20 protein-coding genes and 1 riboswitch are annotated in these 23,991 nt (G+C 67.0%); of the genes, 9 read left to right on the top strand and 11 right to left on the bottom strand.

Annotated features, from left to right (window positions below; genetic code table 11):
• Positions 1-170 precede the first annotated feature (170 nt).
• Positions 171-674 carry a PAS domain-containing protein gene (locus tag FBZ87_RS16400; protein ID WP_145611366.1) on the top strand — a complete coding sequence of 168 codons (504 nt, stop codon included), beginning with the start codon at positions 171-173 and terminating at the stop codon, positions 672-674.
• A 45-nt stretch (positions 675-719) separates the two neighbouring features.
• On the opposite strand, the gene FBZ87_RS16395 is transcribed toward FBZ87_RS16400, so the two are convergent.
• The 7 genes from FBZ87_RS16395 to FBZ87_RS16365 all read right to left on the bottom strand — a co-directional run bounded on the left by FBZ87_RS16395 (position 720) and on the right by FBZ87_RS16365 (position 8,147).
• Positions 720-1,889, bottom strand: coding sequence for an aminotransferase (locus FBZ87_RS16395; protein ID WP_145611365.1), 1,170 nt, complete (start codon positions 1,887-1,889; stop codon positions 720-722).
• Positions 1,890-2,072: 183 nt separating this feature from the next.
• Positions 2,073-2,444, bottom strand: coding sequence for a hypothetical protein (locus FBZ87_RS16390; RefSeq protein WP_145611364.1), 372 nt, complete (start codon positions 2,442-2,444; stop codon positions 2,073-2,075).
• 256 nt (positions 2,445-2,700) lie between these two features.
• Positions 2,701-4,254, bottom strand: a complete 1,554-nt coding sequence (gene gcvPB, locus FBZ87_RS16385; protein ID WP_145611363.1) for an aminomethyl-transferring glycine dehydrogenase subunit GcvPB — start codon at positions 4,252-4,254, stop codon at positions 2,701-2,703.
• The gene (gene gcvPA / locus FBZ87_RS16380; protein WP_145611362.1) at positions 4,254-5,597 is read right to left on the bottom strand and encodes an aminomethyl-transferring glycine dehydrogenase subunit GcvPA; all 1,344 of its coding nucleotides are present in this window, start codon (positions 5,595-5,597) and stop codon (positions 4,254-4,256) included. The genes gcvPB and gcvPA overlap by 1 nt, the downstream gene beginning before the upstream one ends.
• Entirely contained in the window at positions 5,597-5,971 is a 375-nt protein-coding gene (gcvH, locus tag FBZ87_RS16375) for a glycine cleavage system protein GcvH (RefSeq protein WP_145611361.1), read from the bottom strand. Before gcvH ends, gcvPA begins: the two co-directional genes overlap by 1 nt.
• Before the next feature lie 91 nt (positions 5,972-6,062).
• Positions 6,063-7,178 (bottom strand): glycine cleavage system aminomethyltransferase GcvT, encoded by a 1,116-nt coding sequence (gene gcvT, locus FBZ87_RS16370; RefSeq protein ID WP_145611360.1) that lies wholly within the window; start codon positions 7,176-7,178, stop codon positions 6,063-6,065.
• 224 nt (positions 7,179-7,402) lie between these two features.
• Positions 7,403-7,509: riboswitch (glycine riboswitch) on the bottom strand.
• 140 nt (positions 7,510-7,649) lie between these two features.
• On the bottom strand, positions 7,650-8,147 hold the full coding sequence (locus tag FBZ87_RS16365; RefSeq protein ID WP_145611359.1) for a hypothetical protein: 498 nt from the start codon (positions 8,145-8,147) through the stop codon (positions 7,650-7,652).
• 312 nt (positions 8,148-8,459) lie between these two features.
• Between FBZ87_RS16365 and ispH the strand changes: the two genes are divergently transcribed.
• Together ispH and FBZ87_RS16355 are read left to right on the top strand one after the other, a co-directional pair.
• Positions 8,460-9,407 carry a 4-hydroxy-3-methylbut-2-enyl diphosphate reductase gene (gene ispH, locus FBZ87_RS16360; protein WP_004272219.1) on the top strand — a complete coding sequence of 316 codons (948 nt, stop codon included), beginning with the start codon at positions 8,460-8,462 and terminating at the stop codon, positions 9,405-9,407.
• 39 nt (positions 9,408-9,446) lie between these two features.
• The gene (locus FBZ87_RS16355; protein ID WP_145611358.1) at positions 9,447-10,049 is read left to right on the top strand and encodes a methylated-DNA--[protein]-cysteine S-methyltransferase; all 603 of its coding nucleotides are present in this window, start codon (positions 9,447-9,449) and stop codon (positions 10,047-10,049) included.
• Positions 10,050-10,173: 124 nt separating this feature from the next.
• On the opposite strand, the gene FBZ87_RS16350 is transcribed toward FBZ87_RS16355, so the two are convergent.
• The 3 genes from FBZ87_RS16350 to FBZ87_RS29255 form a co-directional block, all read right to left on the bottom strand.
• Positions 10,174-10,446 (bottom strand): PspC domain-containing protein, encoded by a 273-nt coding sequence (locus tag FBZ87_RS16350; RefSeq protein ID WP_081486478.1) that lies wholly within the window; start codon positions 10,444-10,446, stop codon positions 10,174-10,176.
• A 115-nt stretch (positions 10,447-10,561) separates the two neighbouring features.
• Entirely contained in the window at positions 10,562-11,239 is a 678-nt protein-coding gene (locus FBZ87_RS16345; RefSeq protein WP_145611356.1) for a PspA/IM30 family protein, read from the bottom strand.
• Between the two features lie 56 nt (positions 11,240-11,295).
• A complete protein-coding gene (locus FBZ87_RS29255) occupies positions 11,296-11,442 on the bottom strand; it encodes a hypothetical protein (protein WP_186454800.1) in 147 nt (48 codons plus the stop codon).
• A gap of 298 nt (positions 11,443-11,740) precedes the next feature.
• Between FBZ87_RS29255 and FBZ87_RS16340 the strand changes: the two genes are divergently transcribed.
• Together FBZ87_RS16340 and rnhA are read left to right on the top strand one after the other, a co-directional pair.
• Positions 11,741-12,733, top strand: coding sequence for a homoserine kinase (locus tag FBZ87_RS16340; RefSeq protein WP_145611355.1), 993 nt, complete (start codon positions 11,741-11,743; stop codon positions 12,731-12,733).
• Positions 12,730-13,203 carry a ribonuclease HI gene (gene rnhA, locus FBZ87_RS16335; RefSeq protein ID WP_145611354.1) on the top strand — a complete coding sequence of 158 codons (474 nt, stop codon included), beginning with the start codon at positions 12,730-12,732 and terminating at the stop codon, positions 13,201-13,203. The genes FBZ87_RS16340 and rnhA overlap by 4 nt, the downstream gene beginning before the upstream one ends.
• Positions 13,204-13,301: 98 nt before the next feature.
• Here rnhA and FBZ87_RS16330 read toward each other — a convergent pair whose 3' ends face one another.
• A complete protein-coding gene (locus FBZ87_RS16330) occupies positions 13,302-13,784 on the bottom strand; it encodes a peroxiredoxin (RefSeq protein ID WP_145611353.1) in 483 nt (160 codons plus the stop codon).
• A gap of 314 nt (positions 13,785-14,098) precedes the next feature.
• Between FBZ87_RS16330 and FBZ87_RS16325 the strand changes: the two genes are divergently transcribed.
• The 4 genes from FBZ87_RS16325 (at position 14,099) to FBZ87_RS16310 (ending at position 22,802) form a co-directional block, all read left to right on the top strand.
• On the top strand, positions 14,099-14,671 hold the full coding sequence (locus FBZ87_RS16325) for a YqgE/AlgH family protein (protein ID WP_145611352.1): 573 nt from the start codon (positions 14,099-14,101) through the stop codon (positions 14,669-14,671).
• Positions 14,672-14,728: 57 nt separating this feature from the next.
• Positions 14,729-15,589: a DUF3108 domain-containing protein gene (locus tag FBZ87_RS16320; protein WP_145611351.1), complete on the top strand. Its 861-nt coding sequence runs from the start codon at positions 14,729-14,731 to the stop codon at positions 15,587-15,589.
• A 337-nt stretch (positions 15,590-15,926) separates the two neighbouring features.
• Positions 15,927-16,364: an NUDIX hydrolase gene (locus FBZ87_RS16315; protein WP_145611350.1), complete on the top strand. Its 438-nt coding sequence runs from the start codon at positions 15,927-15,929 to the stop codon at positions 16,362-16,364.
• A gap of 420 nt (positions 16,365-16,784) precedes the next feature.
• Complete coding sequence (locus tag FBZ87_RS16310; protein ID WP_145611349.1) at positions 16,785-22,802, top strand: autotransporter domain-containing protein; 6,018 nt, start codon at positions 16,785-16,787, stop codon at positions 22,800-22,802.
• Positions 22,803-23,991: the final 1,189 nt, after the last annotated feature.

The raw sequence follows: 23,991 nt of genomic DNA, 5'->3' as shown, positions 1-23,991 counted from the left end.
ACGCGCAGGCCTGGGCTTTCTGATTTTATCTGCCTGATCCATTCCAGCCGTCGCGCATTCCATGCCGGGATGAGGACGGGTCATTGCCGTTTTGCGTCCCGTCCGGGCTCAAATGTTATAGCCCCATCGACTTGCGACGCTCATGTAGAACGTAAGGATGGGAGACGAGAATGACTGGACCTGCCACCTGGGGCGCGACCTCGATCTCCCGCTTCCCTTTACAAATCCAGAATTCGACCTTGCGCCTCCTGCATGACTATTGGGACATCCTGCGCGGCGACCGCGCCTTTCCCAACAGTTCCGAGGTCGAGGTGGTGGATCTGCCGGTCTCGCCCGGCGGCGTCATGCTGGTGGACGTGGCACCCAACCAGATGGCCTTCACCCTGCTCTGGGTGGGCACCGATTACGTTTTATGGCTGCGCCGCGAGTCCACCGGCCTGCAGCTGGAGGATCTGCCCCCCTCCCCCAACACCGTGCCCTTCGCCCAGATGTTGCGCCGGTGCGCCGACAACGGCTTGCCCCAGACCCGCAGCCTGCCGGCCATCCCCTCCATGACTGTTCCCGCCGCCGAACTGGTGGTGCTGCCCCTGGGCGGCTCGGACGGCAAAGTGGCCCGCCTGCTGGTCGGCTGCGCCTTTGACCGCAAGCGCCGAGGCCTGCAGGTCGTCGGCTGATTTTTGCGCCGCAGCTGGTAGCGCTACCTCTCGCAACGGCCGGGTCTACCGCCCAAAGAATTCCTTCAGCCGCATCACCGCGCTGTCCAGGATGGCGTCCTGCTTGCTGAAGCAGAAGCGGATGAGGTGGGTGGGCGCCCCTTCCTCATAGAAGGCGCTGACCGGAATGGCGGCAACGCCGGCATCCCTCGTCAGGCGTCGGCAGAAATCGGCGTCATCCTCGCCCCGGCGCAGGCCGCGCGCGCCGGTGATGTCGGCCACCACGAAATAGGTCCCTTCCGAGGGCAGAACGGGCAGGCCGGCGGAGACCAGGCCCGCGGCCAGACGGTCGCGCTTGGCCTCCAGCGCCGCCGCCAGCAGGCCGAAATAGGCGTCATCCTTGGCCAGGCCGTAGGCGACAGCCGCCTGCAGGTTGGGCGGGGTACTGAAGGTCAAATACTGGTGCGCCTTGGCCACTGGCTGCAACAAGTCCGGAGCGGCCGTGACGTACCCCACCTTCCATCCCGTCAGCGAGAAGGTCTTGCCGGCGGAGCCGATGCGCAGCGTGCGCCCACGCATGCCGGGAAGGGTCATAAGCGGCACGTGCCGGCGGCCGTCGAACACCAGGTGCTCATAGACCTCGTCGCACACGGCCAGGCAATCGTGGGCGATGACCTGGTCCGCCAGCAGCCGCAACTCCTCCGCTGACCAGACCTTGGCCGCCGGGTTCAGGGGGTTGTTCAGCACCACCAGCTTGGTGCGCGGGCTGAAGGCGGCGGCCAGTTCGTCAGGGTCCACGGTCCAGCCTGGCGGCTGCAGGCGCACGAAGCGGGGAATGCCGCCCGCCCGGCGGATGATGGGGACGTAACTGTCGTACAGCGGCTGGAACAGCACCACCTCGTCGCCCGGTTCGATCAGGCCGAACAGGCAGGCGGCCAGCGCCCCGGTCGCGCCGGAGGTCACCATCACCTCGCGCTCCCAATCCACCTCCAGGCCGTAGAAACGCGCCGCGTGGGCCGCCACGGCCTGGCGCAGGGCCGGCAAACCCATCATGGGCGGATACTGGTTGTTGCCCTCCAGCAGCGCGCGGGCGGCCACCTGCAGCACATCCTCCGCCCCCCGGTCGTCGGGAAAGCCCTGGCCCAGGTTGATGGCGTTGTGCGCGCCCGCCAGCCGCGACATGGCCTCGAATATGGTGGTCCCGTACCCTGACAGGACGGCGTTGCCCGATCGCACCTGGCGCTTCCTCCCAACCCCTTTCAGGACTCGTACGGCCCCGCGTACCGCATGGGATCCGACCCATGCGCGAAGCCCATGGTCCGGGTCAAATGAGGAATGGTCAAGGCGTTGAAAAGACAAAGGGCCGCGACGCGGCATCCACGCTACGGCCCTTGCCTCGAACTTTGGAACTCAGGTCCTTCAGGCGTTGCCGGCCACGGTCACCGAGGCCAGCTCGCCCTGGTCGTTGGCGGCGACGTCGTTGGCGGCGGCCAGCACCTTTGCGGGCACGCGAACCGGGGCGCGGTGGCGATGGCGCCAGGCGTCGAAGCGGCCGAACAGCGGGCGCACCAGCCGGGGGGCGTGGTCGCGGGCGCGCACGTAATGGCGGCGAGCCGAGACAGAGCTGCGCAGCACCATGAGACCACCCACCGCCAGCAGCGGCGTGGAGACCGGGCCGGGGATGGGCAGGGACAGCACACCCAGGCCCATGACCAGCCAGCCGGACGCCTGCAGCGCCGGACGGCGCAGGCGGGCGATCTCAACCCTGGGCAAGCTGGCAACGGTCAACATGGGGGATGGTCCCGGCGGAAGGTCGCGGCGTCGGATCGGCCGCGTGGTGAGTGATGACGGGAGATTTGGCCGAAATTGAGATGGAAGCTAGGCCCCCCTGAGGCAATGCCGATTTGTGTGCGCTGCAACCCGATTGGGTAAGCCAACGGCGCAGACCCTGAAATGGGCCACGCCCAGAAGGAAAAAGGGCGGAACCCAAGGATTCCGCCCTTTTCCAATGATGTCGCCGGGCCATGATGGTGGCCCGAACCCATCTTTACACCGCTGGCGGCGCCCAGCGCAGGACTGGCTTGCGCGCCGCGGCAGTCTCATCCAGACGGCGGCGGGGGGTGTAACGGGGGGCCGCCAGGAAGTGGGCGGCGTCCCCCGCCTTGGCCTTGCCCGCCAGGTGCCGCATGGCGCCGACGAACTGGTCCAGCGTGGCCTTGGACTCGGTCTCGGTCGGCTCGATCAGGAAGGCGCCGTGCACGACCAGGGGGAAATACATGGTCATGGGATGGAAGCCTTCGTCGATCATCGCCTTGGCGAAGTCGAGGGTGGTGACGCCTGTGTCCTTCAGGAAGCGGTCGTCGAACAGGGCCTCATGCATGCAGTAGCCGTCGAACGGCACGCTCATCAGGTCCTGCAACCGCGCCTTCAGGTAGTTGGCGTTCAGCACGGCGTCGCTGGAGGCCTGGCGCAGGCCGTCGGCGCCGTGGCTCATGATATAGGCCAGGGCGCGGACGAACATGCCCATCTGGCCGTGGAAGGCCTTCATGCGACCGAAGGGCTGGGCGCCCTGCTCCACCTCGCCCTCATGCTCCACCAGGCGGAAGCCATCGGCCCCGTGCACCACATAGGGCAGCGGGGCGTAGGGCGCCAGCGCGTCCGACAGGACCACCGGGCCGGAACCCGGGCCGCCACCGCCGTGCGGGGTGGAGAAGGTCTTGTGCAGATTGATGTGCATGGCGTCCACGCCCAGGTCCGCCGGGCGCACCCGGCCGACGATGGCGTTGTAGTTGGCGCCGTCACAGTAGAAATAGCCACCCGCGGCGTGCACCGCGTCCGCGATCTCCTTCACCTGGGGCTCAAACAGGCCGCAGGTGTTGGGGTTGGTCAGCATGATGCAGGCGACATCGGGGCCCAGCTTGGCCTTCACCGCCTCGACGCTCACGCGGCCGTTGGCCTCGGCCGGGATGGCGTCCACGGTGAAGCCACAGAAGGCCGCCGTGGCCGGGTTGGTGCCGTGCGCCGATTCCGGCACCAGCACGCGGGTGCGGCCGGTCTCACCCCGGGCCTGCAGCGCGGCGCGGATGGCCATGAGGCCGCACAGCTCGCCATGGGCGCCGGCGGCGGGCGACATGGCCACGGCCGGCATGCCGGTCAGGGTCTTCAACCAGTGGGCCAGCTGGTCGATCAGCTCCAAGGCGCCCTGGACGGTGGACTGCGGCTGCATCGGGTGGATGTCGCCGAAGCCGGGCAGGCGCGCCAGCTTCTCGTTCAGGCGGGGATTGTGCTTCATGGTGCACGAGCCCAGCGGGTACATCGTGCTGTCGATGCCCAGGTTCTTCTGACTGAGGCGCGTGTAATGGCGCACCACCGTCGGTTCCGACAGGCCGGGCAGGCCGATGCCCTCGCGGGCCTTCAGGCCACCCAGGCGGCTGGCGACGGCCGGGGCCGCCTCCAGGTCCACGCCGGTGACGCCGGGGTTATCCAGTTCGAAGATCAGCGGCTCTTCATGCACCAAGGCACGGTTGCCGGTATAGGTGCCCACGTCGGTGGCCGCCGCCGACTCGACGTCGGGCGTGGTCTTGCGTCCTTGGGTGTTCATCACTGCTTGCCTCCCAGGGCCTGAACGAGGGCGTCCATGTCGTCTTCGGTGGTCGTCTCCGTCACCGCCACCAGCAGCAGGTCGGCGAGGTCCGCCTGGCCGGGGTGCAGGCGGGAAACGGGCACGCCGGCCAGGATGGGTTCCGCCGCCAGCCTGTCCACCAGCGCGGCGGCATCGCCCTTCACCTGGACGGTGAACTCGTTGAAGAAGCCCTGGTTCAGCACGCTGACGCCGGCCGCCGCCAGCTTGTCTGCCAGCTGCACCGCCTTGGCGTGGTTCAGCCGCGCCAGGCCGGTAAAGCCCACCTCGCCCAGCAGCGACAGGTGCATGGTGAAGGCCAGCGCGCAGAGGCCGGAGTTGGTGCAGATGTTGGACGTGGCCTTCTCGCGGCGGATGTGCTGCTCCCGTGTGGACAGGGTCAGCACGAAGCCGCGCTTGCCGTCCGCGTCCACCGTCTCGCCGCACAGGCGGCCGGGCATCTGGCGCACGAACTTGTCGCGGGTGGCGAACAGGCCCAGGTAAGGCCCGCCGAAGTTCAGGCCGTTGCCGATGCTCTGGCCCTCGGCCACCACGATGTCGGCGCCCATGGAACCGGGCGACGGCATCATGCCCAGGCTCACCACCTCGGTCACCACCACGACCAGCAGGGCGCCCTTGGCATGGCAGGCCTCGGCCAGCGGCGTCAGGTCGGCGACATGGCCGAATAGGGTAGGGTTCTGCACCACGACGCAGGAGGTCTTGTCGTCGATGGCGGCCGCCAGGTCTTCGATCCCCTTCGGATCAGCCGGCAGGGTCACCAGGTCCACGCCCAGCACGCCGGTGGTGGTGGCGGTGACGTCGCGGTAGTGCGGGTGCAGGCCACCGGACAGCACGGCGCGGTTGCGGCGCGTGACGCGGTTGGCCATCAGCACCGCCTCGGCGCAGGCCGTGGCGCCGTCGTACATGGAGGCGTTGGCCACATCCATGCCGGTGATCAGCGCCACCTGGGTCTGGAACTCGAACAGGTACTGCAGGGTGCCCTGCGTCACCTCGGGCTGGTACGGCGTATAGCTGGTGAGGAACTCACCGCGCGTCAGCAGCTGGTCCACCGAGGCGGGGACATGATGGCGATAGGCGCCGGCGCCCAGGAAGCTGGGGCAGCTGCCGGCCGGCACGTTGCGGGCGGCCAGTCGCGACAGGGCGCGTTCCACCTGCAACTCGCCCTGGTGGTTGGGCAGGCCAGCGATGGGCTGGTCCAGGCGGGCCGCCGCCGGGACATCGCCGAACAGCGCGTCCACCGACGGGGCGCCGATGGCCGCCAGCATCTCCTGCCGGTCGGCCTCGGTCAGGGGCAGATACCGCATCAGTGCTGACCTTCCACAAAGGCGTCGTAGGCGGCTTGGTCCATCAGGCCGTCCAGCTGGGCCGGGTTGGCCAGCGTCATCTTGAAGAACCAGCCGGCACCCTGCGGATCGCTGTTGACCAGGGACGGATCGTCGACCACGGCCTGGTTGCCCTCGACCACCGTGCCGTCCACGGGAGCGAACACCTCGCTGGCGGCCTTCACCGATTCCACCACGGCGGCATCCTTGCCCTTGGTCAGGGCGCGGCCGGCCTCGGGCACCTCGACGAACACCACGTCGCCCAGCTGGCTCTGGGCGAAGGTGGTGATGCCGACGGTGGCGACGTCGCCGTCGACGCTGATCCACTCATGGTCTTCGGTGAAACGGATGGTCATGGTTCTGCTCCTCGGGGGAAGGCGTTCATCAAGGAAAAGGCGGGCATCAAGGAAGCGCGGGCCCGGCACCGGCCGGGCCGCGCGATGGGGATCAGCCGCGGTAGTAGCGCTGCGGCACGAACGGCAGGCTGGCAACCTTGGCCGGCAGGGCCTTGCCGCGCACGATCAGCGACAGGGGCGTGCCCACGGCGGCGTTGCCGGCGGTGACATAGCCCATGGCGACGGGGGCGTTGGCGCTGGGGCCGAAGCCGCCGGAGGTGATCTCGCCCACCGTCTGGCCGTTGGCGTCCTGGATTTCGGTATGCTCACGCGCCGGCGCCCGACCCTCGGGCTGGACGCCGATGCGGTAGCGCGCGGCGCCCTCGGCCAGCTGGCGGCGGACGATGGCGTCGCCGGGGTAGCCCCCCTCCTCCCGCCGACGCTTGGAGATGGCCCAGGTCAGGCCGGCTTCCACGGGCGTGGTGGTGGTGTCGATGTCGTGGCCGTAGAGACAGAGCCCGGCCTCTAGGCGCAGGCTGTCGCGGGCGCCCAGGCCGATGGCCGTCACCTCGGGCTCCGCCAGCAGCAGGCGGGCCACGTCCTCGGTACGGTCGGCGTCGATGCCGATCTCATACCCGTCCTCGCCGGTGTAGCCGGAGCGGGCGATGGTGACGGGAATACCCTTCAGGCTGGCGTTCACCATGGACATGAAGGGCATGGTGGCGACCTCGGGCAGGAAGCGCGCCAGCACCGTGGCTGCCACGGGGCCCTGCAGGGCCAGCAGGCCCCGGTCGTCGCCCAGGTACTCCACCTCGATGCCCGGCAGGCCCGCCGTCAGGTGCGCGATGTCCGCCACCTTGCAGGCCGCGTTCACCACCAGGAACAGGTGGTCGCCGCGGTTGGCGATCATCAGGTCGTCCAGGATGCCGCCCTGGTCGTTGGTGAAGAAGCTGTAGCGGATGCGCCCTTCCTTCAGGGCCTTCAGCTCGCCGGGCACCAGCTTTTCCAGGGCGTCGACCACGCCGTCGCCGCGCAGGATGACCTGGCCCATGTGCGACACGTCGAACAGGCCCGCCTGCTCCCGGGTGTGTAGATGCTCCTTCAGCACGCCCAGGGGGTACTGCACCGGCATGTCATAGCCGGCGAAGGGCACCATCTTGGCGCCCAGCTCGCGGTGCAGGGCGTTCAGGGGAGTAACAAGCAGGGGCGAATCGGTTTCACTGGACATAGGCGCTGGGACTCCCGGCGGACGAGTTCCTCCCGCGCGGACGGATTCCGTGCGGGCTCGCCCCCCTCTGTCCCGGACCCTGAGAGATTCACGGGTCCCAAATCCTGTCGCCAGGAGGGTCCCGCTTACTCCGTCGGTGGGCTTGTGGCCTCCAACACCGGAAATCCACCCCAAAGGGGGTGGTTCAGGCGTTGCTATGAGGCCGGGCCGCTTTCCAGATGCGCTTCTTCCTCGCGGTCCTTTTGCCTGAGAGTTTCCGGGGGCGGTTGCTCCTTCGGCGCCGGTCCTAGCGGGTAGCCCACAGGGGGCCGGTCTCTCCCGCGAGATGTCATCAGCTTCGCGTGCGCACCCTAATCCAACGGGCCCCAAAAAGTAAAGGCGGGCCGCTGCCCCGCGACCCGCCTTCCTGGTGGTTCCCCGGCCCTGGCGCCCCTGCCCGGCCGGCCGAACCCGTACGCTATACCTTCGTCCTTACTTCCCAGCCGCAACCGGCGGGGCCGGCGGCTTGGAATTGAAGCGGATGTTGGCCTCCAGCTGCTCCGGCGTCAGCTGGAAGCCCACCAGCACCTCGTAGTAACGGCCATCGACTTCCGGGCTCAGCGGGATGAATTGGGTCAGCCGCTCCACCGAACCGCCGCTGCCGGCGCTGACGTCCAGCGTGACGTTGTAGGTCTGCTTGGTCAGGATCTTGCGGTCGGCATCGGTCACGGCGACGAAATAGGTCAGTGGCAGCGGACCGCCGGTGTAGGCCGGCCCCGTGCTGGCGCCCACGCGCAGCTGCTCGGTCATGGTCACGCCCTTTTCGCTGTACTCGCAGCGGCCCTCGATGTTGGGCATCACGGCAGTGTAGCTCAGCTGGCCGTTGGCGCCGGGCACGCCCACCGAAGAGGCGTCGCGCACGATGGCCACGGTCGGGCAACCGGGGCGGTAGCCGACGTTCTTGTTGGCGCATGCCGCCAGCGACAGCATGAGAGGCATCCCCAAAAGCAGGGCCAGGCGGCCGCGGGTGCCTTTCCTGGTGGGCGAACCTATATTAGTGTCCGTGTGGATGTTCATTGAAGCGGGGCTCGTCTGGAGTTGGACGCCGGCCGGCGTCGGGGCCCCGCGACAATAGAGAAGCAGCCATACCGGCACAAGACATCGACTGCGCCGTCCCTATATTGAAGGGCGACGAGATTTAACGTAACGGCGCTGGCGATCCACAGACGCGCCGTTTTATGATCCGCCGCCATGATCGGCCCCGTACCCGGGGCTTACCGGAACCGAGTAGACCCAATCACCATGACCAAGCCGACGCTCAACATCCTCCTGGCTTCCCCGCGCGGTTTCTGCGCCGGTGTGGACCGCGCCATCCAGATCGTGGAGGTGGCGTTGCAGCGGTATGGCGCCCCGGTCTATGTGCGGCATGAGATCGTGCACAACCGCTTCGTGGTGCAGGGCCTGGAGGCCAAAGGCGCCATCTTCGTGGAGGAATTGGACGAGGTGCCCGACGGCCGCCCCGTCGTGTTTTCCGCCCACGGCGTGCCCAAGTCCATCCCGGCGGAGGCGGAGAGCCGGCAACTGCTGTATGTCGATGCTACCTGCCCTCTGGTGTCCAAGGTCCATCGTGAGGCGGAACGCCACTTCGCCGACGGCCGCCAGATCATCCTGATCGGCCATGCCGGCCACCCCGAGGTGGTAGGCACCATGGGGCAGCTGCCGCCGGGCGCGGTGCTGCTGGTGGAATCGGAAGAGGATGTGCGCACCGTCCAGGTGGACGACCCGCTGAACCTGGCCTTCGTCACCCAGACCACGCTGTCGGTGGATGACACGGTGCAAATCGTGGCCGCGCTGAAGGCCCGCTTCCCCGCCATCGCCGGGCCGCGCAAGGAAGACATCTGCTACGCCACCACCAACCGCCAGACGGCGGTGAAGGCCATCGCCGAGAAGGCGGATGCCATCCTGGTGCTGGGCGCGCCCAACAGCTCCAACTCCATGCGACTGGTGGAGGTCGCGGCCAAGCACGGCTGCGTCAATTCCATGCTGGTGCAGCGGGCCACCCAGATCGACTGGTCCATGATGGACAAGGTCAAGGTGCTGGGCATCACCGCCGGCGCCTCGGCCCCGGACATCCTGGTGCAGGAGGTCATCGAGGCCTGCCGTGAGCGCTACGACGTCCAGATCGAGGAAGTCGTGACGGCGGTGGAAAACATCACCTTCAAGCTGCCGCGCGGCCTGGCGGCGGAGTAATTCCGGGTCCCTCAACCCCGACTTCCCTCCTGGCTTCTCATGGCGACACGCGCCCACATCCTGTTCGACACCGCCATCGGCGTTTGCGCGCTGGTATGGGGGCCGGATGGAATCGTGGGCGCGCAATTGCCGGAGGGCGGGCCCGAGCAGGCCGGGGCCCGGCTGGCGCGGCGCTTCCCCGGCGCCATGGCGGCAGCGGAGCATGACCTGCCGCCCGTGATCGGCGAGGCCCGGGCCCGCATCCGGGCCCTGATGGCGGGGGAGGCGGTGGACATCGCCGACATCCCCCTCGACCTTGCCGGTCTCGATCCCTTCGCCCTTAAGGTTTATGCCGTGACCCGCGCCATTCCGCGCGGGGAGACACTGACCTACGGCACGGTTGCCGGCCGGATTGGCGCGCCGAAAGAGGCGGCGCGGGCAGTGGGCCAGGCGCTGGGCCACAACCCCATTCCCATCCTGATTCCCTGCCATCGCGTGCTGGCAGTGGGCGGCGGCACCGGCGGCTTTTCCGCCCGGGGCGGCATCGACACCAAGTTCCGCATCCTGGCCATCGAGCAGGCCAGGACGGAGAACGAACCGCCCAGCCTGTTCGACCAATTGCCCCTGGCCATCAAACCCCAAACGCTGAAGCCGGGGCGCTGAAAACAGGACGCTGAAAATGGAACCGGCCCCCGCCGCGCTTCCGGGCACCTCTGGCCTATTGGGCCGGATTCCCGGGTGCGGCGGGGGCCGGTCGGGACGGTCCCCCGCGAACCGTCCGATCCCTTTACCAGTGCGCGCGATAGAAGCTGCGGCTGACGTAGATGTCCTCGCGGTCGGCGTACTCGCTGTCCAGCACCAGGGCCAGGACGCCATAGACCACCAAGGTGGCGCCGAAGAAGCAGAACAGGCTCAGCACCGTCAGGATGCGGATGAAGGTGGCCGGCAGGCCGGTGTAGCGCGCCAGGCCGGCGCAGACGCCGAAGAGGACGGCGCGGCTGGGGTCCTTGGCCAGGCGATGACGGCGCATGGTGGCGGAAATACGCTGAAAGCTCCTCATAATCCCCTCTCCCGTGTTCATAAGGCGCGAGGTGCGCCGGTGTTCAGTGAAGCCCAGCGCCGGCGGGCGCTGCGGTCGTGTGCGGGTCGTCTGAAACTTGGCCTTGCGGGCGGGCTTAGCCTTGCGGGTTGGCGCGGCTGGCCACGCGGGCCTTCAGCGCCTCAAGCTCGGCGGTCACCTTGTCGTCGCCCAAGGCGTCGATCTCGGCGGCCAAGCCGCGCGGTTGGCGCCCCATCTCCATGACCTCGGCCTCGCTTTCCAGCAGGTCGATGTCGCGTTGCAGGGTGCCATAGTGGGACAACGCCTCTTCCAGACGGTTGTCGTGGATCTGGCTGCGCAGGCGCAGGCGGGCGGTGGCGCTGCGGTGCCGGGCCATCAGGCTGCCCTGGCGGGCCCGGGCGTCGGCCAGCTTGGCCTCCAGCCGCGCCACGTCGTCGGCGCCCTTGGCCAGGCTGTCGCTGATGGCCTGGATCTCGCGCCGGATGGGATCAGCGGCATCGGCCAGCCGGGCCTTGGCCACCAGGGCGCCCCGGGCCAGATCCTCGCGGCCCTTGGTCACCGCCAGTTCGGCCTTTCGGTCCCATTCCAGCAATTCGAACTCGACATCGCGGTAGCGGGCCTCCAGCTCCTTGCGGCGGGCCATGGAGCGCACGGCTTCCGCCCGCACCTCCACCAGCGTGTCCTCCATCTCCTGGATGACCAGGCCGATCAGGCGCTCCGGGTCTTCAGCCCGGTCCAGCATGGCGTTCAGGTTGGCATCGATGATGTCGCCGAGGCGGGAAAACAGTCCCATGGCAGGCGTCCTTGAGAGATGAGGCGGTGGCGGACGGAGGCGGTGACGGCAGGCGCTTAGAACAGGCTGAGGATGGCGACCGACAGCAGGGCGGTCACGGCCAGCAGCGGCAGGTGCCGGATGGCGGCGGCCAGGCCCCGGGGGGTGTGGCCGGCGTGGGCGGTGAAGGTCCGGGTGGCGGCGATCATGGTCAGGTCGGTCATTTCAGTCTCCGTGAGCGAAGCTCGGTTGTCTCGAGGGCCGGTCGCCGGTGGCGGTGTCGGCCATGTCCCCTTAAAAGCAACCGCCGTGCCAGTTTCGGAGCAGGACGATAATTCATTGTTTTTGCTATATAAAATTTTTTGGCGACTATGGCGGGCCGCAGCAGCGTGACAATTCTCGCCACTAAATCGCCGAACTCGCCACCAGCACCGTCCGTCTCCTGGCGACGGGCCGGAAAAGGCGCGGTCCGCTCCGCCGCGACCATTGACCCCGGCCGGAAATCCCGCTACCTCGCAAGGCATGGCCGTCTATACCGAAGTCACCGATGAGGAACTGCGCGCGTTCATCGCCGATTACGCGATCGGCGAGGTGATCTCGTGCAAGGGCATCGCCGAGGGGGTGGAGAACTCCAACTATCTGCTGGTGACGACGGACGGGCCCTACATCCTCACCCTCTATGAAAAGCGGGTGAACCCGGCCGACCTGCCCTTCTTCCTGGGCTTGATGCGCCATCTGGCGGCGCGCGGCATCGTCTGTCCCCAGCCGGTCCCCGGCCGTGATGGCGAGGCCTTGCGCGTGCTGGCCGGCCGGCCGGCGGTGATCGTCACCTTCCTCACCGGCATGTGGCCCCGCCGCATCCTGCCGGACCATTGCGCCGCCCTGGGCACTGCCCTGGCCCAGCTGCACCTGGCCGGGGCCGACTACGCCACGCCCCGGCCCAACAGCCTGTCGCTGGACGGCTGGCGCGCCCTGGTGGCGGCGACAGCGGATGGGGCAGACGGCGTGAAGCCCGGCCTGAAGGCGGCCCTGGCGGATGAGCTGGCCGCCCTGGCATCCTTGTGGCCCGGCCGCGACGGTCGCCCCAGCCTGCCGCAGGGCATCATCCACGCCGACCTGTTCCCGGATAACGTCTTCTTCCGCGACGGCGCCTTGTCCGGGCTGATCGATTTCTATTTCGCCTGCAGCGACATGCTGGCCTACGACCTAGCCATCTGCCTGAACGCCTGGTGTTTCGAGCCGGACGGCGCCTTCAACGTCACCAAGTCGCGCCTGCTGCTGGCCAATTACGCCAAGGTGCGGCCGCTGACGGGGGCGGAGGTGGCGTCCCTGCCCCTGCTGGCCCGGGGCAGCGCCCTGCGCTTCCTGCTGACCCGGCTGTATGACTGGGTAAACACACCCGCCGGGGCGCTGGTGAAACGCAAGGACCCGTTGGAATACCTGCACAAGCTGCGCTTCCACCAGCAGGCCCGTGGCCTGGCCGATTACGGCTTGGCGCCGGAGGAACTGACGTGACCGACACCCCCGCCCCCCAGAAGGTTCCCAGCCCGCGTGTGGAGATTTTCACCGACGGCGCCTGCAGCGGCAACCCCGGCCCCGGCGGCTGGGGCGCCATCCTGCGCTGGAACGGCACGGAGCGGGAGCTGAAGGGCGGGGAGCCCGACACCACCAACAACCGCATGGAACTGATGGCCGCCATCCAGGCGCTGGAAACGCTGAAACGGCCGGTGAAGGTGGACCTGCACACCGACAGCCAGTACCTGCGCGACGGCATCACCAAGTGGATCCACGGCTGGCGGGCCAAGGGCTGGCTGACCGCAGACAAGAAGCCGGTGAAGAACGTGGATCTGTGGCAGCGGCTGTCCGCCCAGGCCGACCGGCACGAGGTGGTGTTCCATTGGGTGCGCGGCCATGCCGGCCATCCCGAGAACGAACGCGCCGACCAGTTGGCGCGCGAGGGACTGGCGGAGGCCCGGGGACGTTAGTTCGGTCGCCTCGAGCGCCGGCCCTGGGCGGCACGGCATAAGGAAGGCCCGCGCGGGTTGGGAACCGGCGCGGGCCTTCTGGCGTTATGGTGCTGGTTTTACAAGTTCTTCAGCACCGCCTCGGCGCTGGACACCTCGAAGGCGCCGGGCTTTTCCACGTCCACCCGGGTCACGACGCCGTCGTCGATGATCAGGGCGAAGCGCTGGCTGCGGTGGCCCAGGTTGTAGGCGGTGCCATCCATGGTGAGGCCGAGTTCACGGGTCAGCGTGCCGTTGCCGTCGGGCAGCATGAACACCGTGTCGCCCACGTCGTTGGCCTTGGCCCAGGCCTGCATCACGAAGGGGTCGTTGACCGCCAGGCAGATGATGGCATCGACGCCCTTGGCCTTCAGGGCCTCGGCGTTCTGGATAAAGCCGGGCAGGTGCTTGGCGGAGCAGGTGGGGGTGAAGGCGCCGGGCACGGCGAAGAGGACGACCTTCTTGCCCTTCAGCAGGGCGTCGGTGCTGGTCTCCTGCATGCCGGCATCGGTCAGGTGTTTCACGGAGACGCTGGGGAAGGTATCGCCAACCTGGATGGTCATGGTCTGGAACTCCCGTTGATGTTTGGCCTTGAGCGTAAATGCCGGAGGTGCTGGATGGTTCAGGCCCTGTGGTTCTATGTCCCAGGGGCGGGATGGGCAAGGGAAACGGCTTTCCACCCCTTGTCACAGGCCGGCGGCGCGCAATATGACCAGAATAGGAACGGTCACGCGCGGCCCACGGGGGCGACGGACCGTTTCGGCCATGCTACGCTGAGCGGCATGGATAGGCAGTATGACAGCGCCGGCCGCGTGGGCCGGTGCTCAGCGGTCCCTTCCCCTGGAGGGGGCCGACGTGGCAAGGGAAGGCGCCGCCCATGAAGGACACCACCATCCGACGTTTCCTGACCGGGCAACTGCTGGTCGCCATGCCCGCCATGCCGGACGAGCGCTTCGCCCGCACCGTTATCTATGTCTGCGCCCATACCGATGACGGCGCCATGGGCCTGGTGATCAACCGGCTGTTCGACGGCATCGACGCCGGTGGCTTGCTGGAGCAGTTGGGCATCGACGGCGGTGATCCGGACGACCGCCTGCGCGTGCATTTCGGCGGACCGGTGGAACCGGGCCGCGGCTTCGTGCTGCACAGCACCGATTACCAGCGCGAAGGGACGCTGCGGGTGGAGGATGAGGTGGCGCTGACCGCCACGGTTGACATCCTGCGCGCCATTACGGAAGGGCGCGGCCCCCGCCAGTGCCTGCTGGCCCTGGGCTATGCCGGCTGGGCGGCAGGGCAGCTGGACCAGGAGATGCAGGCCAACGGCTGGCTCCACGTGCCGGCCGACCCCACCTTGCTGTTCGACGACGACATGGACACCAAGTGGGAACGGGCCATCGCCAAGCTGGGCGTCAGCCTGCCCATGCTGTCGGCCGAGGTTGGGCACGCCTGAGGGCCCTTCCTTTCGCCGCGCCTTGCCGCCGCCATCTTCACAACTGAGGATGGGGGCATGACCACCATCACCCTTCCCCGCGCCGTCCGCGCCGCCGTGCTGATGCTGTCGGCCCTGGCCAGCCCCCTGACGGCCCACACGGCTGAAACCCCACAGCACCTGCGCCTGGGCTACGACGTCTATGTCGGCGGGCTGAAAATGGGGCGCATGACGCTGGAGACGGAGATCAAGGGCCAGGACTACCGCGTCACCGTGGCAGCCGAGGCCGGCGACATGCTGGCCCGTTTGATCAAATGGTCCTACGCGGCCGAGGCGGACGGACGCCTCGGCGGCGTCAACGGCGTCGCCCCGCGCCACTTCCACAGCCTGCGCACCCTGCGGGACAAGAGCTGGGACGCGACGCTGAGCTATGCCGCCCCCTATGGCACACGCGACACGGCCGTGACCTTCATCCAGACGCCACCGCCCTCGCCCGACGACGCCACCGCGGTGCCGGCGGACCAGCGCCCCGGCACCGTCGACCTGCTGAGCGCCGCCGTCGCCATCAGCCGCCATGCCGAGGGCGGCGACTGCGCCAGCCGCCTGCCCGTCTATGATGGCCGGCGTCGCTATGACGTGCTGATGGAAAGCCGGCCCCGCCGCCATATCGAAAAGTCGGACTATACGGTCTTCGACGGCGACGCCATCGGCTGCCATGTCGCCATCCTGCCGGTAGCAGGCTTCCAGCCGGCGGGGCGCGGTAGCCAGAACTTCTGGACCGCAGCGCCGGACGGCAAGCCGCGCGGCTTCGATCTCTGGGTCGGCCGGCCGGTGCCGGGCGGCCCGGTGGTGCCGGTGCGGCTGGAGGCTGCGGAACTGTTCTTCACCCATGTCATCGGCCATCTGGTCCAGGTCGATGTCCTGCCGCCGTCGCCCTGAATCACCTCCGTCAAGCGCACCTGAGTCGGCCCCACCCCCTTTTCCTTCCGTAAAAGCGACCCCTTTTTCGCCCCTGACCATCTGGTCAGGATAGGCCGAATGGGCGTCCTATCGACCGCATGGGCGCGCCGGCGCACATTTTGGTCTTAGATGACTGAAAACGTTTACGGCTTGGCAACCGTTCAGGGATTATATGAAACAAGGATGCGGGTGTACGATCGTAGGGGATCGTCCCCGCCACCGCGGTTGCCTCCACCTTTTTTCGACACCACCTTTCGCGACAAGGTTCCACCCCCTGCCCCACGCCGCCCCCCTTCTCGTTTCGGATAAACCAGCCATGGGCTGCGAGGCCGCCGAACGCCAGTACGCCGCCATTCCCGTCCGGGTGCAGGACGGGCAGCTGCAGGTGATGCTGATCACCTCGCGGGAGACGCGGCGCTGGGTGGTGCCCAAGGGTTGGCCGGAGAAGAAGCTGAACGCCCGCGGCGTGGCCGCCAACGAGGCGTTCGAAGAGGCGGGACTGGTCGGCACCATCCACAAGAAGCCGCTGGGCACCTTCCACTATTACAAGGTCATGCCCACGGGCAAGCGCCTGCCCTGTGCCGTGGACGCCTACCTTTTTGAGGTGGAGCGGGAGCTGGAGGACTGGCCGGAAAAAGGCCAGCGCGAACGCCGCTGGGTCAGCCCGTCGCAGGCGGCCCTGATGGTGGCCGAGGGCGGCCTCGTCAGCATCCTGCTGTCGCTGGCCAGCGTGGCGGTTAGCGACGAGAGCTAAGGTCCGGCCGCCCGAGTCTCGACCGCCCTGCATTTCCATGCCCCGGGGCGTCCCTCTCCTCCGAATTGATGCGCTACACTTGTATTTTCACTTCCGGACGCACCGTTGACAGCCGGCGGCTCACAGCTGCACGCATTTAAATTTGCAAAAATGGATTAACAAATTATCCATTTGCTATATCGTCTCAGCCAAAATGTATAAGAGATGGGCTGTGAATCGATATGCGTGTTCCAGGTCACATTAACCTGAGCTCCGCCGCGCGCCGGCGAGCGCCAATTGCGTGCGCATACCGGACTTATTTATGCCCGGTGCCGCCGGGCTAAGCCCCGCATTCCTCCGCAATCCACCTCCCCACCAGCGCGCATCCCGCCGCTGGACCGATTCTCGACACTGTCCATGTTTTCAGGAGCATTTGCCGCCATGCGTACCGCCACCCCGACCCGTTCCAAGGCCCTGCTGCTTGGCGCCTCCGTCCTGGCGCTCGCCACCTCATGGCAACATCCGGCGCGGGCCGATATCAACGTTACGGGCAACTCCGGGCCGGTGAGCATTACATCGGGCGGGTTGGCGAACAGTGGGACGATCAGCGGCTCCTACAGCGCGGTGGTCGATGCGTCGGGTTCCCTAAGCAGCATCGCCAATAGCGGCGCCCTACTCGTATCGGGCTTCTCAGGCACTGTGCTGAGCCTGCACGGTTCGACGGACGGGTCCACGCCGGCGGCCTTGGGAACGCTGGCCAATAACGCAGGTGGCATCATCCAGGGCGGCTGGATGGGTGTTTTGTTGAACAATGCCACGATCAACACCGTATCCAACAGCGGGACTATCGCGACATCTTATGCCTATTACGGCAATGTCATTGGTGCCGTCGCCTCTGCGGTGTCCGGCACGGTACGGAATGTTGTCGTCGACACGTTGATCAACAACGCCGGCGGCACCATTGCCGGGTACGGCGGAATCGACTTCACGGGCAGCACGATCAATACCCTGATCAATTCCGGGATCATCGCCAACGGCGGGCTTAATGGCAGCGCTATCAACGTTGGCAGCTTTAGCAGCTATGTCCCGACCTACAACGGTTCGATCTTCACTTATCAGACATATGCGTCGCCTGGGTCGATCAGCACCTTCATCAATACTGCTAGCGGCAGTATTTTCGGCAACGTGATCCTCAGTGGCAGCATTGCCACCATCGACAATGCCGGTCTGATGCAGGGCACGACAACCTTCTACGGAACGAACGCGCTGACCGCGCTCACCACCACCATCGGCGCCATCACCAACCGCGCCGGCGGCACCATTTCGGGCTTCACCGATGGCTTGGCCCTCAGCGGGAGCACCATCGGCGCACTGACCAACAGCGGCACCATCTCCGCCGCCAGCGCCTTCACCTCAACGTATGGCGCCGCCGCCATCGATCTGCGCGCCAATGAGGTGTATCGTAATTCCGCTTGGACGGATGTGGCTGGCACGCTGGGAACCCTGGTCAACACGGCCGGCGGCCAAATCATCGCCAACGGCTACGCTGCCGACGGCATCGCCCTGACGGGCAGTACCATCGGCGTCATCCAGAATGACGGAACCATCAAGGCGGGCACCGGTATCAATGCCGCTTCCGCCTATCTCGGAACCACCGTCTTCGATTCGGTGACCTCGAGCTATGTTTACACGACACAACAGTTCAGGTCCCGGCTGGGCACGCTGACCAATAGCACCAGCGGTGTCATCCAAGCTCAAAACAACGGCGTCCTACTCGGCGGCGATAGCGACCTGATCGACAATGCCGGACTGATCATCGCCGGCACTGTTGGCTCTTACTACTATGGCACAGGAACGGGCATCTCCGGATCGGCCGCCGCCATCGGCACCTTGCTCAATGAGAGTACCGGTACGATCTACGGCGGGAACAACGGCATCCTCCTCAATGGTGGCAGCATCGGCACCCTGATTAACGATGGGACGATTCTGTCCGGCGCCGGCACCGCCCTGGTCTACTACGGCAGCGGCTACACCACCCTCGCCCACGGCATGGGCACCCTCATCAACGCCGCTGGCGCCACAATCAGCGGAGGGGCCGGTGGCCTCTCCCTATCCGATACCATCGGCACCCTTCAGAACAACGGCTTGATCCGAGGCACCACGGGGGCGGCGATAAACCTCGGCTACACGTCCGGCGCGTCCAGCATCCTGGCCGGGTCGATCACCAGCCTCACGAATAGCGCTTCGGGCACGATCCAGGGCAATAGCGGCCTGGGCTTGACGGGCGGCATCATCGGCACCTTGGCGAATGCCGGCACCATTGCCGGCTCGGTTTCCGCCATCGACCTCGAGATTGCGGGTGTGTCCGGCTGTTTTGGAACCTATTGCGGTTCGCTGTATCTGCCATCCACCATTCCCACCCTGACCAACGCTGCCGGCGCTGTCATTAGCGGGGGTTACACCGGCATCGCCGCCAGCGGCGGCACCATCGGCACGTTACACAACGCCGGCGTCATCCAGGGCGCGAGCTACGCCGGCGTCGCCCTGGGCCGGAGCAACTACTATTCTTACGACAGCACCTACCCGGAACCGTCGATCACCGCCATCCTCAACGATGGCGGTGCCACAATCAGAGGGGGTGCCGAAGGCGTCCAGGTCTCACGGGGCACCGTGACATCCTTGGTGAACAATGGTCTGATCTCTGGAATGCTAGCCGGCATCTCCGGCGTCGCCTCCTATGGTTATACAAACCGGCCGCTAATCGACACCATCGTCAATACCGGCACCATCTTGGCGACTGGAACAACGACGGGTGGGGCGGCTCTTGACTTCACCGATGTCAACGTCGGAACCATCAAGAACAGCGGCGTCATTTCTGGTTATTCTGCCCTGGCGGTTTACGGCTACACGACAGGCAGCGTTACAACAGGCGCGCTGGAGTTGCTCGACAATCAGGCGGGGGGTCAGCTTGTCGGCACCGGCACGATTGCGGCCATCGATGCCGAGGGGACCATCCATACCATCACCAACGCCGGCCTGATCAGCGCCATGGCCGGCACACACGCGTCGGCCATCAACGTCGATGCGTTGGTGGGAACCTTGACCAACGCCACCACCGGCACGATCACGGCTTCTGGCGCAGCCGTGGGCTTATACGACACCATCGGCGTTCTCAACAACGCCGGCACGCTTACCGGCGCTACAGCCGGCATCAACAGCCACGTCTATTCTTATGTCAGCAGCTACAGCTCATTCACATCATCGAGCAGCTTCAAGGGCAGTGTTGGAACGCTGAGCAATACCGGCCTGATCGGCGGCGGCGCCACGGGCGTCATCTCATCCGGCAGCATCGGTAGCCTGTCGAACGCCGGCACCATCATAGGCGGGACAGCCGTTGGCATTCAAAATCTCGGTACAGCGGGCCAGACGACTTACACGACCACGCCGTGGTACGCCCCGGTCGCCGTTGCCACCACGACCAGGGTCACCACCACCGTGGGCGGCGCCATCGGGACGCTGAAAAACACCGGCGTGATCAGCGGCGGTGAAACTGGCTTGATCAACGGGCTGGCCGCCGGGCCCAAAACCATCATCACTTACACCCGTGACGCCTTCTCCGCCTCCATCCTGTCCCGATCGACGGTCGTCAGCACCACCGGCCCCATTGGCGGCACCATCGGCACGCTGATGAACAGCGGCACCATCCTGGGCACCGCGACCGCCGGCATCGACAACGGCGCCGCGACGGCCGTCATCGGCACGCTGGTCAACGGCGGCCTGATCCAGGGCGGCCAGACGGGCATCATCAACGCCGGGACCATCGGCACCCTGACCAACAGCGGCACCATCACCGGCGCCGGGGCGGCCATCCGGGACAGCGGCACCCTGGGCCCGGTCACCAACACCGGCGTCATCGCCGGCGCCATCATCCACACCGCCGCCACAGACCTGTCCATCACCGGCGGCAGCGGCACGGTGTTCGGCACGTTGACGGGCGTCAGTGGCGCCCGCGGCACCTTGTCCAGCACCGCCAGCAACGTGACCCTGGCCGGTAACATCGTGCTGAACGACAGTGTCAGCGTCGCCGGCCATACCCTGGTGGAGAATGGCGGTAGCCTGGTGCTGACCGCCCCCACCACCCTCACCGGCAACTATGCCCAGGCGGGCGGCACGCTGACTGCTGTGGGGACCGGCGGCACCGTGGGCGGCCTCCAGGTCAGCGGCAGCGCCAGCATCAGCGGCGCCACCGTGGTGCTGACCTCGCAATACGCCTACGGCCTGACCAGCGGCGCCAGCTACACCATCGTGGCGGCCGGCGACGCCGCCTCCAGCTACACCAGCGTCACCGCGCTCGCCCCGGGCTACGGTTCCACCACCGTCACCAGCACGGTGGTCGGCGGCCAGACCGACCTGATCATCAGCATCGGCGCCAGCAGCCTGGCCGCCGGCGGCACGGCCACCATCGCCGGCGGCGCCGGCGTGCTGGACCAGATGACGGGCGGCACCCTGGCCATTACCGGCGGCACGCCCACGGTGGGGTCCATCGCCGGCGGCACGCTGACCCAGACCAGCGGTTCCGCCAGCCTGGGCACCGTCACGGGTGGCACCATCGCGCTGACCGGCGGCAGCGCCACCCTGGGCACTATCAGCGGCGGCACGCTGACGCAAAGCGCCGGGTCCACCATCGCCGGCACCACGGCGGTGCAGGTCCAGGGCGGCAGCTTGAACCTGGGCGGCACAGTGCAGGCGCCACTGGCGGTCAACGGCGGCCTGGTGGCGTTGAACGGCAGCGCCTCCGGCCCCGTCACCGTGGGCAGCGGCGGCACCCTGCGCGGGTCCGGCGTCATCACCGGGGCGGCCACCGTGGCCGGGGTGCTGCGTCCCGGCAATTCGCCCGGGACGCTGACCTTCACTAACGGTTTGACCCAGGCGGCCAAGTCGGTGCTGTCCATCGATATCGACGGCACGGGTACCGGAAAGGGCGCCGGCAACTACTCCCGCGTCCTGGTGACGGGCGGCAGCTACGTCATCGGTTCCGGTGCTGTGCTGCAGCCCAACCTGCGGGGCATGACCGGCAGCGCCAGCAACACCTACACCCCGGGCCTGGGCACCGATTTCACCATCGTGCAGGCCGCGGGGGGCGTCTCCGGCACCTTCGCCGGCATCACCCAGCCCAGCAGCGGGCTGCTGGCCGGCACGCAGTTCACGGCGCTGTACGGCAGCAACGCCATCGACCTGTACGTCACCCCTACCTACGGCTCCCTGGCCAGCCTGGGCGCCAGCGCCAACCAGCAGACCATGGGCCGCGTGGTGGCGGGCCTGACCGGGGCCGGTAACGCCGACCTCGGCACCGTGCTGAAGGCCCTCTACGGGCTGCCCACGGTGGGCGCATCGCTGGACGCCCTGGCCCAGATCGGCGGCAGCAGCCAGGCCAACATCGTGGCCTACAGCCTGAACCGGGGCCTTGCCGCCACCCAAGTGCTGGGCCAGCGCCTGGCCGCGGTGCGCGATGGCGTGGCGGGGGGCATGCAGGGCACGATGCAGGCCCAGCTGGTCGGCCGCACCCTCTACACCAGCATGGCCAGCGGCGACGCCCCAGTGATTGAGGACGAGCGCGGGGCGGCCGCCGGCTCGGCGCCGGAGGAGGGTTGGCACTTCTGGGCCCAGGGCCTGGGGGCGTTCACCCGGGTGGACAGCGACGGCAACGCCGCGGGCGGGCACAGCAACACCGGCGGCGGCCTGTTCGGCGGCGACCGCACAGTGGCGCCGGGCGTGACCCTGGGCCTGGCCGGCGTTCTGCTGCAGAGCACCTCGGGCGGGTCGAACGAGACCAGCAGCTACGGCCTGTCGGCCTACGGCAACGTGGATCTCGGCGACGGCCTGTTCGTCACCGGCAACGCCGGCTACACCTACGACCAGTACGATACGGCGCGGACCATGGGCTTCGGCGGTCTCAGCCGCACGGCCTTCGGCCACACCACCGGTGACGAGCTGAGCGCGGGTGTCACGGCCGGCTACCGGGTGCGGGTGTCCAACCTGACGCTGGAGCCGCAGGCCGGCATCCAGTGGCTGAAGGTGGGCCGCGATGGCTTCACTGAGACGGGCGCCGGCGCCTTGAACCTGGTGCTGCAGGACCTGGACGCCACGGCCCTGCAGAGCAGCGTGGGCGGCCGGGCCTCGGCCAGCTGGAAGACGGACGGCGGCACGGTGATAACCCCGGCGCTGCGGGCGGCCTGGCTGCACGACTTCCGCGACCGGGCCCTGACCAGCCAGGCCGCCCTGGCCGGCACCACCTTCGCCGTGACCGGCCCCGACACCGGCGCCAACGCGCTGGGCATCGGCGGCGGGCTGACCCTGCAGGAAGGCAACAACTTGAACCTCTACGCCAACTACGACGGCACGCTTCGCCGGCATGAGACCGACCACGTCTTCACCGCCGGCTTCCGCCTCAGCTGGTAAGGCGGGCTTAGACTCATGCCTCACAACGGCCCGGGTGGCATCCACCCGGGCCGTTTGTTTACGAGCGCCCCATTCGCCGAAACGATACCCGGCAAAACCCTGCGCCAAATGGCCCTGGCGCTTTAGCCATTGGTATGTGGTGACCGCCGTGCCCTCGTGTAATGCGGAATGCTCGGGGCAATAGCTCGTTGCAATGTGCACTGCAACGGGCAGCGTATGTGATGCCGTTCGCTTCGGCACGCCGCTCGCCCCTTCAAGGCTCAGCAGATAGGCCCGGCACCACGTCCCGGCCGTTGCCCAGCCCCAGATCCAGCAACCTAGCTCTGGCTAATGGGGTTACGCCACCAAGCGCAATTCTGCGCTTTCATCTCCAAGCACTTTGAGGCATGGAGATTGCATTTCTTCAATGAAATCTTCCAAATAAGCGCAAATTTCAATTTCCATCGTCTTCGGCGCGTCTCCCCAAACCATATTTCGGGAATTCCAATGCCCAAAACCTCTCCCCGCCGCTTGAACGCCCTGTTGCTTTCTGCCTCCGCATTAGCCATTGCGATGGCCTCACCCGGGGCACGGGCGGATACGACGATCACCGGGTCATCGGGACCTTTGGAACTGTCGGGCAGTAGTCTTTTCGTCAATGGGACGGTGCTCGGCACCGGCCAGGGGATTGCGGTAACCGTCAACGGCTCAGCAACCGTGCTTTCAAATACCGGTTTTATTAATAGTACAAGTCAGAATGGTGTGGAGATCTGGGGGAGGCTAAATACCCTGGCCAATAGCGGCTCTATTCTCGGAAACGGGGGATATGGCAGTGGCATTTCTAATTTCGGATATGTGGGAACAGTATATAACACAGCTACAATTACCGGCAGCCATGAAGGCATAACTAACTGGGGAACCGTCCAGGCGATCAATAATTCGGGCATTGTGACCGGTATTGACAGTGGTGGCATTGTCGATTGGGGCTCTGCGAAGGAGATCAATAATTCCGGAACAGCGTACGGTGCCCTGAAGGGTGTCGACATCCTGATTGTCACAGACACCGTAACCAACAGCGGAACGATTATCGGCGGCTATATCGGATTGGAGGTACCGGGCGGAACGCTGGGCACTTTCGTCAATACGGGGGTGGCGACGGGGGGCGACTATGGGATCCAGATCAGCCAATTTGGCAACGGGGGGACCATAG

The organism is Nitrospirillum amazonense, from assembly GCF_007828035.1.
In the GTDB taxonomy this organism is placed as follows: Bacteria; Pseudomonadota; Alphaproteobacteria; order Azospirillales; family Azospirillaceae; genus Nitrospirillum; species Nitrospirillum amazonense.
The sequence above is the reverse complement of the archived record's forward strand: the minus strand, read 5'-3'. Positions and strand labels throughout refer to the sequence as shown.

What these genes read in the sequence shown, in the direction of transcription:
- FBZ87_RS16390 (WP_145611364.1), bottom strand. Translation starts at nt 2,444, where the DNA reads ATGTTGACCGTTGCCAGCTTGCCCAGGGTTGAGATCGCCCGCCTGCGC.
- gcvPB (WP_145611363.1), bottom strand. Translation starts at nt 4,254, where the DNA reads ATGAACACCCAAGGACGCAAGACCACGCCCGACGTCGAGTCGGCGGCG.
- FBZ87_RS16325 (WP_145611352.1), top strand. Translation starts at nt 14,099, where the DNA reads ATGAAGGACACCACCATCCGACGTTTCCTGACCGGGCAACTGCTGGTC.
- gcvH (WP_145611361.1), bottom strand. Translation starts at nt 5,971, where the DNA reads ATGACCATCCGTTTCACCGAAGACCATGAGTGGATCAGCGTCGACGGC.
- FBZ87_RS16310 (WP_145611349.1), top strand. Translation starts at nt 16,785, where the DNA reads ATGCGTACCGCCACCCCGACCCGTTCCAAGGCCCTGCTGCTTGGCGCC.
- FBZ87_RS16345 (WP_145611356.1), bottom strand. Translation starts at nt 11,239, where the DNA reads ATGGGACTGTTTTCCCGCCTCGGCGACATCATCGATGCCAACCTGAAC.
- FBZ87_RS16350 (WP_081486478.1), bottom strand. Translation starts at nt 10,446, where the DNA reads ATGAGGAGCTTTCAGCGTATTTCCGCCACCATGCGCCGTCATCGCCTG.
- FBZ87_RS16320 (WP_145611351.1), top strand. Translation starts at nt 14,729, where the DNA reads ATGACCACCATCACCCTTCCCCGCGCCGTCCGCGCCGCCGTGCTGATG.
- gcvT (WP_145611360.1), bottom strand. Translation starts at nt 7,178, where the DNA reads ATGTCCAGTGAAACCGATTCGCCCCTGCTTGTTACTCCCCTGAACGCC.
- gcvPA (WP_145611362.1), bottom strand. Translation starts at nt 5,597, where the DNA reads ATGCGGTATCTGCCCCTGACCGAGGCCGACCGGCAGGAGATGCTGGCG.
- FBZ87_RS16400 (WP_145611366.1), top strand. Translation starts at nt 171, where the DNA reads ATGACTGGACCTGCCACCTGGGGCGCGACCTCGATCTCCCGCTTCCCT.
- FBZ87_RS16315 (WP_145611350.1), top strand. Translation starts at nt 15,927, where the DNA reads ATGGGCTGCGAGGCCGCCGAACGCCAGTACGCCGCCATTCCCGTCCGG.
- ispH (WP_004272219.1), top strand. Translation starts at nt 8,460, where the DNA reads ATGACCAAGCCGACGCTCAACATCCTCCTGGCTTCCCCGCGCGGTTTC.
- FBZ87_RS16330 (WP_145611353.1), bottom strand. Translation starts at nt 13,784, where the DNA reads ATGACCATCCAGGTTGGCGATACCTTCCCCAGCGTCTCCGTGAAACAC.
- FBZ87_RS16340 (WP_145611355.1), top strand. Translation starts at nt 11,741, where the DNA reads ATGGCCGTCTATACCGAAGTCACCGATGAGGAACTGCGCGCGTTCATC.
- FBZ87_RS29255 (WP_186454800.1), bottom strand. Translation starts at nt 11,442, where the DNA reads ATGACCGACCTGACCATGATCGCCGCCACCCGGACCTTCACCGCCCAC.
- FBZ87_RS16355 (WP_145611358.1), top strand. Translation starts at nt 9,447, where the DNA reads ATGGCGACACGCGCCCACATCCTGTTCGACACCGCCATCGGCGTTTGC.
- FBZ87_RS16365 (WP_145611359.1), bottom strand. Translation starts at nt 8,147, where the DNA reads ATGCTGTCGCTGGCGGCATGCGCCAACAAGAACGTCGGCTACCGCCCC.